Origin of the sequence: Paenibacillus sp. VCA1 (genome assembly GCF_031583795.1) — a bacterium.
Classification (GTDB): Bacteria; Bacillota; Bacilli; order Paenibacillales; family Paenibacillaceae; genus Paenibacillus_AQ; species Paenibacillus_AQ albilobatus.
The window spans coordinates 37586-50953 of sequence record NZ_JAVLSX010000020.1 but is presented as its reverse complement, the minus strand read 5'-3'; the positions used below and the strand labels follow the sequence as shown (position 1 = coordinate 50953).

Annotated in this window: 8 protein-coding genes; 4 read left to right on the top strand and 4 right to left on the bottom strand. The window is 50.0% G+C overall.

The window, feature by feature from the left end:
* Window positions 1-101: 101 nt before the first annotated feature.
* The gene (locus RJP21_RS28735; RefSeq protein WP_310862270.1) at window positions 102-809 is read right to left on the bottom strand and encodes a Crp/Fnr family transcriptional regulator; all 708 of its coding nucleotides are present in this window, start codon (window positions 807-809) and stop codon (window positions 102-104) included.
* Window positions 810-1218: 409 nt separating this feature from the next.
* Between RJP21_RS28735 and RJP21_RS28730 the strand changes: the two genes are divergently transcribed.
* From RJP21_RS28730 to RJP21_RS28715, 4 genes are all read left to right on the top strand, one after another.
* Window positions 1219-4200: an ATP-binding protein gene (locus tag RJP21_RS28730; protein WP_310862269.1), complete on the top strand. Its 2982-nt coding sequence runs from the start codon at window positions 1219-1221 to the stop codon at window positions 4198-4200.
* Between the two features lie 3 nt (window positions 4201-4203).
* Window positions 4204-5313, top strand: a complete 1110-nt coding sequence (locus RJP21_RS28725) for a BTAD domain-containing putative transcriptional regulator (RefSeq protein WP_310862268.1) — start codon at window positions 4204-4206, stop codon at window positions 5311-5313.
* A 131-nt stretch (window positions 5314-5444) separates the two neighbouring features.
* On the top strand, window positions 5445-9344 hold the full coding sequence (locus RJP21_RS28720; protein WP_310862267.1) for a fibronectin type III domain-containing protein: 3900 nt from the start codon (window positions 5445-5447) through the stop codon (window positions 9342-9344).
* Window positions 9345-9612: 268 nt separating this feature from the next.
* Complete coding sequence (locus tag RJP21_RS28715) at window positions 9613-10848, top strand: cytochrome P450 (protein WP_310862266.1); 1236 nt, start codon at window positions 9613-9615, stop codon at window positions 10846-10848.
* 129 nt (window positions 10849-10977) lie between these two features.
* Here RJP21_RS28715 and RJP21_RS28710 read toward each other — a convergent pair whose 3' ends face one another.
* From RJP21_RS28710 to RJP21_RS28700, 3 genes are all read right to left on the bottom strand, one after another.
* Window positions 10978-12105, bottom strand: coding sequence for an NAD(P)/FAD-dependent oxidoreductase (locus RJP21_RS28710; RefSeq protein WP_310862265.1), 1128 nt, complete (start codon window positions 12103-12105; stop codon window positions 10978-10980).
* A gap of 103 nt (window positions 12106-12208) precedes the next feature.
* A complete protein-coding gene (locus RJP21_RS28705; protein WP_310862264.1) occupies window positions 12209-12535 on the bottom strand; it encodes an AzlD domain-containing protein in 327 nt (108 codons plus the stop codon).
* The gene (locus RJP21_RS28700; protein ID WP_310862283.1) at window positions 12526-13236 is read right to left on the bottom strand and encodes an AzlC family ABC transporter permease; all 711 of its coding nucleotides are present in this window, start codon (window positions 13234-13236) and stop codon (window positions 12526-12528) included. Before RJP21_RS28700 ends, RJP21_RS28705 begins: the two co-directional genes overlap by 10 nt.
* Window positions 13237-13368 lie beyond the last annotated feature (132 nt).

The window sequence follows — 13368 nt, the reverse complement described above, 5'->3', positions numbered from 1 at the left end:
TTCCGTTACGGCTTTCATCATAACGCTAGATGAAGAATTCGACAGTAATTTAGATTACGTCGAAAGCATACATTCGAAGGAAATTCATAAGGGTCATGGAATCAAGCCAGTTCTTTCATCGCTTTTTCGATATGAATCATGACCATTCTACGGCTGGTCACGATAATACCTTCATTGGATAGTTCCTGTAAGGTAAGCGATACCGCTTCTCTTGTAGCACCGATCATATTGGCCAATTCTTGATGGGTCAGGGGAATATCGATTTTTCGGTATCCATTTTCCTCTACGCCGAACTTTTTAGATAGTCGATTGAGAAAGTAAAGCACTTTACCGCGCAGATCCCTAAAAACCAATTTTTCCACTAATTCATCCTGATCTCGCAGGCGTTTGCTCATTTCCGATAAAAATCGCAAAGACAATTCAGAATACTTGGCTAAAAGCGGTTCGAATTGTTCAGCCGGAATCGAAAAAACAATCGAGTCTTCCATCGTCTCCACATAAGTCCCTCTTGTGCCCAACGAAAACGTTTCAACCTCGCCAAACATGCCGCCTTCGCTTAGGATGCAGACCGTATGCTGTTTGCCGGCCGAATTGGTTTTGTATAAGCGAAGTTTACCGGCGATGACGAAAAACAAGCCGTTCCTTTCATCACCGGGCGTTTGAAGAATAGAGTTTTTTGAAAGCTTATACGTATTTGATCTTGTTACCAATCGTTCGATTTCACGGATAATTTCTGCCGGAAGCGATTCAAATATCTTTATTTTTGGCAAAAATGATGTTATGTTTTCCATCGCCTCATCAAACAACATTTTGCCCCTCCTTTCAATATTGCCAACGACCACCGCTCCGCTCTCCGCGATATTCGTTCCTCGCGTAACATAACCTGTAGCGGAGTGTTACATTCATCATAAACCACCATCATTTCCTCTTCTGTAATCCAGATTACAAATCTTTTCGCTGCATGCCAAGGGCAATGGTGTACGGCGAAAATCATAGCAGCCGCTAGGATTATTGCATTTTGAAGGAATCTATCATATATTGTCGAATGGATTCATTCAAAATCGAACCATTCAAAATGGAAGAGGAGCGGACCTAGTGCTCAAGAGGATCGTCGTTATTTGTATGATAAGCCTGATTGTTTTTTCTTCTATCCCTTTATCACTCCTCATAGAGCGTGATCATCAACGATCGGACGGGTTACAGGTTCGGGCCGGCGTCATGGATCTATCCGCTTGGGATTTCAAACAGAACAAAAGAATAAAGCTGGACGGAGAATGGCAATTTTATTGGAATCAGCTCCTTACCCCGGAAGACTTTAAAGCAGCAAAGCCTGTACCCTCGACTTATATGCAGGTGCCCTCCCGCTGGAACGGGAAAGCAATAAACGGCAAACGTCTACCTGCGCACGGTTCGGCCACTTATCGCATGGTGCTGAGAAACGTACCGATCCACGGTATTTTTGCCCTGAAAAAGACGAATATCCGCTTTTCGAGCTCGGTCTATGTCGCCGGACATAAGCTCTTTGAGGATGGACAGCCTTCCACGAACGCTGCGGCTTACCGGCCGGGAAACGTTCCGCAAACCGGACTCTTCGCCTCGGATCAAAACGATATTGAAATTATCGTGCAGGTAGCCAATTATGATTATATTAACGCGGGCATTCCGATCTCCATCTATTTCGGGGATCAGGCGACCATGATCGCCGACCAGCAAAAGAGTATGGCCCGAGAATTCAGCATCCTCGCCATTCTCTCCATCCTGTCTTTTATATATTTTATCTGCTTTGCCACGACGATTATCTACAACATGAAGGACTATACCCTTCTGCTTTCGGGGATCATCTGTTTGCTCTTTTCGCTTTACCACGGTTTGATTGGGGAACGGCCGCTGCTTTATTTTTTGTCCGGAATTCCCTTCGAAGTGCTGTATAAGATTAAGGACATGAGCTCGATTGCCGCCTTTATTGTCGTAGCCCTCTTTTTCTATCAGGTACATAAAAATATGATTTCCTTCAAGCTGACTCTGGCTGTAACCGTTGTGCTGGGAAGCTTTCTGGTGATGGTGCCGTTTCTATCCATCCATGTTTACACCCAGATCCACTCTTATATCATCGTTTTTTATGAATTGATGCTCGTGTGGCTGCTGTTGAAAGCCGCCATTCTTTATGTCCGAAGCCCCGATACCAGCCGTTTCAAATCGCTGCTTCTGTTCATGTCAATTCTGACGATTAACCTGTACTCGCTCGACACGATTCTGTTCGCCTTGTCGGTCAATGAGAACTTGTTGCTCGGACAGTTATACATTATCGTATTTAACATTATTATGATTTTTCTGATCGTCCTTCGTTTCTTTGAAGCCTATCACACCATTGATGCGATGAAAGACCGGCTGCTCCAGCTGGATAAAATTAAAGACGACTTTCTCTCCAACACGTCGCATGAATTAAAAACGCCTTTAAATGCGATCGTGAATATTACGGATTCCTTACTGAAGGGCGTCGAAGGGCCTGTGAACGAGAAGCAGGCGCAAAACCTGGCTATTGTGACAGGCAGCGGAAGAAGATTGACTCATCTTGTCAACGAATTGCTCGATTACTCCAAAATGAAATATGGAGATATTACGCTTGTTATGAGCAGCGTAGATCTGAAGGCGTCCGTGGATTCGGTGATCCGGGTTCATCAGTATTTGCTGGGGGGTAAACAAATTTCCCTTGTAAATCACATTCCTGCAGGAGTTCCTTCGGTGTATGCGGACAGCAACCGGTTGATACAAATCCTGCATAATCTGATCGGCAATGCGGTTAAATATTCCGATCAAGGCGTCGTGGAAGTAAGCGCCGCGGTGCTGGGCCAGCGGGTAGAGGTTCATGTCAGGGATACCGGGATCGGCATCCCGGCTCATCTTCAGGACCGGATATTCGATGCCTATGAGCAAGCTGCCGCAGCTTCTGATACCAATCCAGACGGAGGAACCGGGCTTGGACTCAGCATTACCAAGAAACTGGTAGAACTTCACGGAGGAGAAATCGTTGTGAGTTCCAGCCCGGGGGTTGGGTCCAGGTTCAGCTTTACTCTTCCTTTGGCGGGGCGAGCTTCGAATCAGAACGTTAGCCCGCAAGCAAAGGAGACGCAGCCAACGGATCTGCACATGCCGAATATGGAATATCCTCTTTATATTCCAGGTAAAATCGACGAGCCGATTCTCGTAGTGGACGACGATTATGCCAATCTTCAATCCATGATCAACCTGTTCAAACTGGAAGGGCATTCCATTGTGGTCGTCAACCGTGGACAACTGGCGCTTCATGAGCTATCCCGAAGCTCCCATTTCTTTCTGGTCATTCTGGACATGACGATGCCCGATATGTCCGGGTACGAGGTGCTGAAGCAAATCAGAGAAAGATTCACCTCCTTCGAGCTGCCGGTATTGATGCTAACGGCCAGAAACCGGGCTGCCGATATAAAATTATGCATGGAAAACGGGGCTAACGACTTTGTCGGGAAGCCGTTTGCAGCTGAGGAGTTAATGGCACGCGTACGGAGCCTAACCAAATTAAAGGCTTCGGTGAAAAATGCCAGGGATGCGGAAATCGCTTTTTTGCGGTCCCAAATCAATCCGCATTTTCTGTTCAATGCTCTAAATTCCATTGCCGAATTATGCATGGATGATCCCGAGCAGGCAGAGGAGCTGACCCTTCAGCTTTCGCAGTATTTAAGAGGCAGCTTCGATTTCAAACAGCTTGATTCCCTTACAACGCTGAGGAAAGAGCTGGAACTCGTGGAAGCTTACCTCCATATCGAAAAGGCTCGGTTCGGCCCCAGGTTGCATGTGGAATACGACGTGGACGCCAATCTGGAGATCGGTATTCCTCCGCTTGTTCTGCAGCCTATTGTGGAAAACGCCATCCGGCATGGACTGATGTCCAATTTTCGCGGAGGTACCGTAAAGCTATCCATCAAGAAGGCGACGGAGTCGTGGGTCAATTTTACAGTCGAAGACGATGGCAGCGGCATCGGGGATCAGAAGCTGCAGGCGCTGCTGACGCCGGGGGCCGGATCAAAAGGTGTGGGACTATGGAATATAAGCCAGCGCATCAAGCTTCTTTACGGGACGAATCTAATTATTGAAAGCGTGGAAGGAACAGGAACGAAGGTTTCCTTCTCCATTCCCGCGGAGCCGATCAAGCCGACTGGAGGTTAAGGTATGCTGCGAGCTATGATCGTAGATGATGAAGAATTATCACAGAAACGTTTGAGAAGAATTTTGTCCGAGAGCGGAACCGTTGAAATATGCGCAGCTTTTTTGGATCCGTTGGAAGCCTATGAATATGTGAGGACTAGTCCGATAGACGTCGTCTTTTTGGATATTTCAATGCCGGAAATGAATGGTATGAAGCTTTCCAGCCTGCTGGCTGAGCTCGATGATTCCATAGATTTGGTGTTTGTCACAGGGTATGACGAGTATGCCTTGCAAGCTTTCGAAGTCAATGCCCTCGATTATGTGCTGAAACCAGTCACTTCGGAACGAATTCGTAAGACGCTGAATAAGATCGGAAAAAGACGCGGGTATGCACCTGCCGAATCAGGCATAGCCGTTCATCTATTTAACGGATTTAAAATCATGCAGCGCGGACAACCTCACGCCCAGCTAAAACTGAGAAGCCCTAAAACGGAGGAATTGTTTGCCTTTCTGCTGTGCAAGGGTACGGTAAGCAAGGAAGAAATCATCGACACGTTATGGAACGGCCTGGAGCCTCAAAAGGCATGGAAAAACCTGAACCAGACCCTCTACTATATTCGCAAAGCGATTCATGACAATAAGGCGGGGCAGTGCATCGAGGCAGGCCGGAATGACATCCGTATTCACGAGGGCAGCGTGTATTGTGATTTATACGAGTTTGAAAACGTGGCGAAGCAGATTAGAATGAACCCGTCGCAACATGAGCATCTGCTGGAGAGAGCCCTCTCCCTGTACACGGGACCTTTATTGCAAGGCAAATCTTATGAGTGGGCAGGCAGCATCATTCACCGTCTCGAACAAAAGTATTTAGAAATGTTGGAGGCAGCCGCAAGACACTATCTCCAGTGCAATGATCCCGCCAAATCGCTGTATTACTTTGGAGAAATCGTGAAGCGGGAATCTCTCCGGGAAGATATCCATGATGAGATGATCCGGCTTTATGCTCGGCTTGGGAGAAAGAACGAAGCGCTACAGCAGTACCGCCTGCTAGAGGAAACCCTTCTGCAGGAGCTTGGTACGAGGCCGGAACCGCATCTTAAAGAGCATATCGAGAAACTGCTGCATACGAATTAGCTGAACAAAGAGTCTTCGAATCGACTGCATTCGGGGGCTCTTTCTTGTTTATTTTTTGTTTATCGCGCTCATGTATAATGATCCCGATTTTTGTCGCAGAAAAAACAGACTTAATAAGAGGGGATCTGAACATGAAGCAATCATTCACAAAAATAGCTATTTGCTCTACGTTGTCATTGGGGCTCGCCGTATCTGGTGTCGGCCCGGTCCATTCTGTATTGGCACAGACCGGGTCAAGCTTAGTATGGATTGACAACAGTCCGGCAGCACTGCCGTCCATCAATGAAGACGATGCGAACAGCGCAGGAGCGCGCATATCCGATCTTCTGTCAGGGAAAGTTTCGGACCCGATGAATGTAGGAGTCGCGATTACGAACTTGGATAATGCCCATGGTAATTGGCAGTATTATAATGCCAGCATCGGTCTTTGGTATAATATCGAACCGACTTCGGACAATCACGTCTTATTGCTAAAAAGCACGGATTCAATCAGATTCGTCCCTGCAAGGGATTGGAATGGAGACACTTCAGTAAGGTATAAGCTATGGGATGCTTCAGCAAACAGCCTCCAGAAGTACAGTTATGTGGACTCGACGAGTTATTCGGGATTCAGTTCAGATTTGGGATCGGCCAGCATTCATGTTCTGCCCGTGAACGACCCGCCCTATCTGACCGAAATCAGCGGAGGAGACTACCTCAGCTTCGATGGCAACGGGGATTACGTGACCTTTCCGGATTTTGGGATGTACGGGAACTCCTTTACCGTAGAAGGATACCTGAAAGTGAATGCCTTTCAAACATGGATGCGATTTTTCGATTCTTCGATTGGCATGAACAACTATAATGTGTTTGTTGGCTTCGACAGAACCAAAATGAATTTCTCCTCCTACACAGGCCAATATCCAGGGGCCGGCGGCAATATTACGACACAAGAAAACTTCCCGCTCTCCCAATGGGTTCATGTGGCGATTGTCTATGACCAAACCCAAAAGACCGGAAGCATTTACTGGGACGGCGCGCTAAAGGCTCGGGGGCCAATGGATTTAAGCGTAATCGGTAACAAGCCCAGACCAAACAACTGGCTTGGCAAAAGCACATGGGCACAGGATGGCGATTTTAATGGCGGCATGAAGGATGTAAGATTCTGGAGCAAAGCGAAGAGCCAAGACGAAATTATTCGCGGGATGAACGATGATTTGACAGGTTCCGAAGCTGATCTGGTTGCCAATTATAAATTAAACGACCGCAGCAGCGGCAATATTGCAGTGAATACGGGAGGACCACGAAACAACGGTACGATCAGTAACGCTGCCTGGGCGCAAAATACGGGCTTTGTAGGAAGTACGATCATGGATAAAAACAAGTCGGTGGCGAGAACGTTTAAAGCACTCGATCCTGACGAAGGGGACCAGATTCAAGTATCGGCCCGTTCTTCCAATCCATCATTGATCGCTGATCAGAACCTCGTCATTACAGGCAGCGGCGACGAACGAACGTTAACGATGACTCCTGCCGCCAATGCTTATGGTCAATCTGTCATCACCGTGACTCTGAATGACGGAAGCGTAAGCACAACGTATTCCTTTACACTCAACGTGAACAATACCGGGGACGTTCTCGTTACAGGCGTTACCCTCGATTCAAAAAACTTGGAACTTACCGTAGGCGGGGCAACCCAAACATTGATTGCGACCGTGGAACCCGCAGATGCGGCGGATCGGAGCGTCACCTGGAAATCCAGCGATGAAACGGTGGCTACCGTGGATCGGAACGGAGTCGTGACGCCGGTAGGTCCCGGAAATGCAACGATTACGGTGGAAACGACCGACGGAAGCTTTAAAGATACAGCAGCGGTTCATGTCGCGGACAAGCCGAGTGCCCCGACCGACGTAAAGGCCATTGCCGGAGACGGAGAAGCCACGATCAGCTTTAAAGAACCGGATCGTAACGGCGGGAGCCCGATTACTCAGTATACGGTTATCGTAAGTCCGGGAGGCAAGACCGTTACCGGTAGCGCCAGCCCGATTAAGGTAACCGGATTAGATAACGGGACTCCCTACACCTTTACAGTGATCGCGACGAATCGTGCAGGCGATTCGGCAGCTTCGGCATCGTCGGGCGCAGTTACCCCGGTGCCGCCTGCGCCGGGTGCTCCGGTCATGAAGCCGCCTGTTGCCGGCAATGGTCAAGTGGCGCTTGCCTGGGACCCCGTAGACGAAGCAACCGGATATAAAATTTTCCAAAGTGAAAATCCTGACGCGATTGATACCGAAGTAGCGACCGTCACCGGCTCCGTGTACAACTATTTGGCGACCGGCCTGACTAACGGCACGACTTATTATTTTGCCGTGAAGGCAACGAATCTGGGCGAAGACAGCCCTGCCTCCCTGCCTGTAAGCGCAACGCCGGTAACCACTCCCGCCGCCCCGACGAATGTGAAGGCCGTCGCAGGCAACGGTGAAGCGACGATTACGTTCACCCCTCCCGCGGACAATGGCGGCAGACCGATTACGGGGTATGAAGTGACAGCCCAGCCAGGCGGCATGATCGTCACTGGAGCAGCCAGTCCAATTACGGTTACCGGGTTAACCAACGGCGCGAGTTATACATTTACGGTTAAAGCGATAAGCAGTGCCGGCAGCGGCGAATCTTCGGCAGAATCGAATCCTGTTATACCAAAACAGCCATCGAGCGGGGACGATTCCAATACGCCGGCACCGACACCAGTACCGCCAACAACAACCGTGCCGACGGCTCCTGCGGCTCCGCCAAAAGCCGATACGAGCACAGCTATACTGGTCAATGGCAACTCGGAAAAGGCTGGAAACATCACAACTTCCAAGCGCGATGGCCAAACCGTTACTACGGTAGCTCTCGATCCGAAAAAGCTGGAAGATATGCTCCAAGCAGCGGGGCAGCATGCGGTTGTTACGATTCCCGTGACCGCGGATTCCGATACGTTTGCCTCCGAATTAAACGGTCAGATGGTTAAAAGTATGGAGACTAAGCAGGCCGTCTTGGAAATCAAAACAAACCGGGCGACGTTTACCCTTCCCGCACAGCAAATAGACATCGACTCGATCTCCAACCAGATCGGCAAATCGGTAGCTTTGCAGGACATCAAGGTACGAATCGAAATGGCGACTCCTGCTCCGGACAAAGTAAAAGCCTTAGACAAAGCCGCTGCCGATGGATCGTTCACCCTTGTTGCACCTCCGGTTGAATTTACAATTCGGGGCATTTACGGGGATAAAGTGATTGAAGTGTCGAAATTCAACGCCTACGTGGAGCGTATGATCGCGATTCCGGACGGCGTCGACCCAAGCAAAATTACGACAGGCGTGGCTGTTGATCCGGATGGAACGGTCCGCCATGTACCGACCAAAATTACAGTGATCGACGGAAAGTATTATGCCAAAATCAACAGCTTAACCAATGACGTGTATTCGGTCGTCTGGCATCCGCTCGAATTCGGCGATGCAGCAAACCACTGGGCTAAAGCCTCCGTTAATGAAATGGGATCGCGCATGGTTATCGAAGGCATGGGAGACGGCCGGTTCGGTCCGGACCGCGACATTACCCGCGCCGAGTTCGCCGCTATCGTCGTGCGTGGCCTAGGGCTGAAGCCTGAAGAAGGAGCAGCGCCATACCAGGATGTGAAGACATCGGATTGGTACAGCGGAGCAATCGAAACAGCATCCGCTTATCGGCTGATCCAAGGTTTCGAGGACGGCACCTTCCGTCCGAACGATAAGATTACCCGTGAGCAGGCTATGGCGATCGTCGCTAAAGCGATGAAGCTTACGGGCCTTGCAGCGAAGCTTAATCAACAATCGGCAGAAAAAACGCTAGCGCCGTATACGGATGCTGCGCATGCCGCACGCTGGGCACAGCAAAGCATCGCAGATTGCCTGCAGGCCGGTATCGTGACAGGCCGAAGCAGTACCCGGCTTGCTCCAGCATCATTCATCACAAGAGCAGAAGTAGCCGCGGTCGTAGAGCGGCTGCTGCAAAAGTCCGACCTGATATAATACGTAAATCCATATAGAGAAAGGGTTATCCCGATACAGATCAGCTCACTGCGTTCTGTTTCGGATAACCCTTTTTATCGTCATGGGACTTGTTCTCTTTTTTCAAAATGTTCAAATAAACGACTAAAAATGCATGCATTCCCATCGGTAAAACAGACCTTTTGGCATGGGTCGTTCGAAAGTGGCCCCTTGATCCCCGGCATGTTATGATTAACATATATTGGAATTATTGTCGATGTCCCCATTTTACAAACCGGGAGGGAAACAAATGCAGAAAGAAATCATCTCCTTAGCAGAAATCACGCAGTTTCAATCCGCCGCCGAAGAGTTTGCTCCTTTTGATTGGTACAAACGCAAATTGGAACAGGAACCGATCAGCTACAACGAAGCAACGGATTCGTGGAACGTTTTCCGCTATGAAGACGTTAAAAGAGTGCTGAGCGACCATGAATATTTCTCCAGCGTCAGAGCCCGGACCACCATCAGCGTCGGCGCGGACAATGAGGAAGGCCAACATTCTTCCGGCCGCATCAATTTGAATTCGGATCCTCCCGAGCACCGGAAAAGCCGCAGTCTCCTTTCCGCCGCTTTTACGCCAAGAAGCCTGAAGCTATGGGAGCCGCGCATCCATGAGGTGGTCAACCAGTTGATCAAGGACATGGGCGACGAACCGGTCATCGACATCGTCAAAACGTTTTCCGGCGCGCTGCCTACCATCGTGATCGCAGACCTGCTTGGCGTTCCGTCGAAGGACCGTTTTTTATTCAAAGAATGGGTCGACCATTTGTTCCTTCCGCTTCCCAAAGAAAACCTCGAAGACGTTCAGGAGCTGAAACGGCAGGCGGCCAAAAACTACTATAGCTATCTCTACCCTCATGTCGTCCATAAAAGAACGAACCTTGCCGACGATATCATCTCGGATTTGATTCAAGCGGAAGTGGACGGTGAACGTCTGACGGATGATGAAATCGTCCGGATGACCATGTTTATCCTGGGAGCCGGCATCGAAACGACAAGCCACCTGCTGGCCTGCACCTTTTATTCGTTTTTATACGATAACGAACGGATTTATAATGAGGTGCAGTCGAACCGCGAGCTGCTGCCGAATACCGTAGAAGAAATGCTCCGCTACCGTTTTCATATCGCCAAAATGGATCGGACGGTAAAAACGGACAACGACGTGCTCGGCGTTCCGTTAAAAAAAGGCGATGTCGTCGTTGCCTGGATGAGCGCCGCCAATATGGACAAAGAGGTGTTCGAGGACCCCTTCACTCTGAACATTCACCGGCCCAACAACAAAAAGCATCTCACCTTCGGCAGCGGGCCGCATTTTTGCCTGGGAGCCCCGCTTGCACGGCTGGAGGCCAACATCGGCCTGGGACTGTTTATGGATCATTTTAAGCGCATCGAACCCGTACCCGGTTTCAAGCTTGAGGAGCATCTGACGCCCTCCGCCGCCGGACAAACGCTGGCTTCCCTTCCGGTACGCGTTCATCGCAGGTAGACCCCTTTTTTGCCGAAAGTTCCCATGCAACACAAAAAGCCTCTTCCAAACGGAAGGGGCTTTTTAGCGAGGGTTTCTAAGCTCAAAGCACCAAGTCGAATGAATTCAGGCTTTTATCCACTTGTTGATTCAGTTTTCTTCCATTGCCAGTCGAATGTCATAATCTTCGATATCGATATCCAAATCCATCCCCAGCGCCAGCTTTGCCAGCTGACTGCCCATGAACGGGCCCACGGTCAGTCCGGACGCTCCGAGCCCGTTCGCCGCATAGAGGTTGTCCCAACCCGGAATTGCGCCAATCACCGGCAGGAAGCCTGGCGTAAAAGGCCGGAACCCGACCCGTACCTCCTGAAACGTGCTGTCCGCCAAACCGGGAGCGAGTTCCAGTCCTTTGTTGAGAACTTCCTGCATCCCCCCTGCCGTGATTCTCGTATCATAGCCGTCCACTTCGTTTTCGTGGGTCGCCCCGATCACGATTTTTTGCTCCCCGAAAGCGAGCAGGTATTGATCCGAAGGCGGCATGATGACAGGCCACTCGCCGGTGTCCTCTTCATGCTGGACCTGCAGGTGCATAATTTGCGCCTTTTGAAAGCGCACGTTAAATCGAATGCCTAACGGCTGCAGCAGCTGACCCGCCCATGCGCCGGCGCATACCACCGTTTGGTCGGCTGGGAAGTATTCCCCGCCAACCTGGGCGCCTGTTACACGGTTCGACTGATACGTTAGGACGGCGTCACCCTGCATAAAAACGGCACCATGCCTTTGCGCCGACCGGATCAGCGCATCGCGCAGCGCACGTCCGTCGACGCGGGCGGCACCGCTGATCCGCACCGAATGATATCCTTCTCCGAGCAATGGAAAACGGTCATGGGTCTCCTGCTCATTCAGCCGGGCAATGTCTCCGATTTCCGGGGCATCCTCTTTGCGCAGCAGGGCCCGCTCCTCCATCTTCCGGATTTTTTCCGGATCATGATGGATGCTCAGGGCACCTACTTGAGCGTACCCGGTTTCCGTTTCGCCCTCTTTTGTAAGATCCCCGATCAATCCGGGATAAAAGCGCGCTCCGGCCTTTGCCAACCGGTACCAAGCCTGATTGCGGCGCTGCGACAACCAAGGACAGATGATGCCGGCAGCGGCATCCGTCGCTTGGCCGTGATCTTTGCGGTCGATGATAAGGACATCCGCTCCCATTTTTGCCAGCTGATAAGCGGTAGATGCCCCAAGAATCCCGGATCCGATGACGATGACTTTCTTCATGACTCCAATCCTTTCCAAATCATGAGGTCGCTATTTCAATAATACGTAAAACCGATGTTGCCAAACGCTTTTTAACTTTTTAACTTTTTAGCTTTTTAGCTTTTTATAGGATAAGCCGCAAAACCATCACCGTGAGGATGCCTACCACGACCGTCCCCAACAAGCTTCGCGTGAGGATGGCCGTCGCAAAAGTCGGCAACGCCGCCAATATTTCGATGTAATTTCGGGATATTTCAAACTTCCCGTCAGCCATAAACAATTCCTGTCCAATCAAAGCGGCCATCACCGCGACGGGCACGTAGTTCAGCCATCTCATCGCCCATTCCGGCAATTGCATCCGGCTAAGCACCATCAGCGGAAGCACCCTTGGCAGGAGCGTTACAATCGATGCCCCCATAATCGCCAACAGGATATGCCATCTTATTTCCATTTTTCCACCACCATTCCGATCGTTGCTGCAACGACTGTGGCTGCGATGACCGCCATGCTCGTGGATAAGAAATAGCTGGCTCCAACCATGATCGCGACGGCGCTCAGGGCGACAACCAAGTCCTTCAGGACTTTTTTTCTGCTCACCATCTGCAAAACAAGCAGACCGATAAACATGCCCGTCAGCGCAAAATCCAAGCCGGATTTTTCGGGATCGGTGATCCACTGACCAAAAAAAGCCCCGGCAATGGTGGCGATAATCCAATTGAGATACGCCGTTACGTTTAATCCATGCATCCATCTTTCGCTAAGGGAGGTTCGATTCGTCGCCTTGTTCATCGCTACCCCGAACGTTTCGTCCGTAAGCAGCGTGCCGATCAGCATCGTTTTAAAAGAAGTAAGACGGCGAAAATACGGCGAGATGGCGGCGCTAAGCAAAAGGTGGCGAAGGTTCACGATAAAAACGGTAAGAATGATGGCTGCAGCCGATCCATGCGACGCAATCATCCCCGCCATAATAAATTGCGCCGATCCGGCATAAATCATCGAGGACATCAGGGTAATTTCCATGATGGATAGGCCGGATGTTTTCCCGACGACGCCCGCGGCAAAACCGATGCTTAAGTAACCGAGCAGCGTTGGAATGCAATCTTTGACGCCCTGGATAAAGCCGTCTTCGCCGGCATCCAGTTCCCGATTCATGCTTTGAACTTTCTCAGACACGTTATTTATCCTCTATTCTTTTCCATATTCTCAGATGTTAACTTGGATAATATATGTGGACGATGCGATAAGCTAAATGTGCGTTATAACAATTCTATTGTGCATTATATC

Excerpts from the sequence above, each read along its gene's own strand:
- RJP21_RS28725 (WP_310862268.1), top strand. The coding sequence starts at position 4,204 with ATGCTGCGAGCTATGATCGTAGATGATGAAGAATTATCACAGAAACGT.
- RJP21_RS28715 (WP_310862266.1), top strand. The coding sequence starts at position 9,613 with ATGCAGAAAGAAATCATCTCCTTAGCAGAAATCACGCAGTTTCAATCC.
- RJP21_RS28705 (WP_310862264.1), bottom strand. The coding sequence starts at position 12,535 with ATGGAAATAAGATGGCATATCCTGTTGGCGATTATGGGGGCATCGATT.
- RJP21_RS28730 (WP_310862269.1), top strand. The coding sequence starts at position 1,219 with ATGGATCTATCCGCTTGGGATTTCAAACAGAACAAAAGAATAAAGCTG.
- RJP21_RS28710 (WP_310862265.1), bottom strand. The coding sequence starts at position 12,105 with ATGAAGAAAGTCATCGTCATCGGATCCGGGATTCTTGGGGCATCTACC.
- RJP21_RS28720 (WP_310862267.1), top strand. The coding sequence starts at position 5,445 with ATGAAGCAATCATTCACAAAAATAGCTATTTGCTCTACGTTGTCATTG.
- RJP21_RS28700 (WP_310862283.1), bottom strand. The coding sequence starts at position 13,236 with ATGAATCGGGAACTGGATGCCGGCGAAGACGGCTTTATCCAGGGCGTC.
- RJP21_RS28735 (WP_310862270.1), bottom strand. The coding sequence starts at position 809 with ATGTTGTTTGATGAGGCGATGGAAAACATAACATCATTTTTGCCAAAA.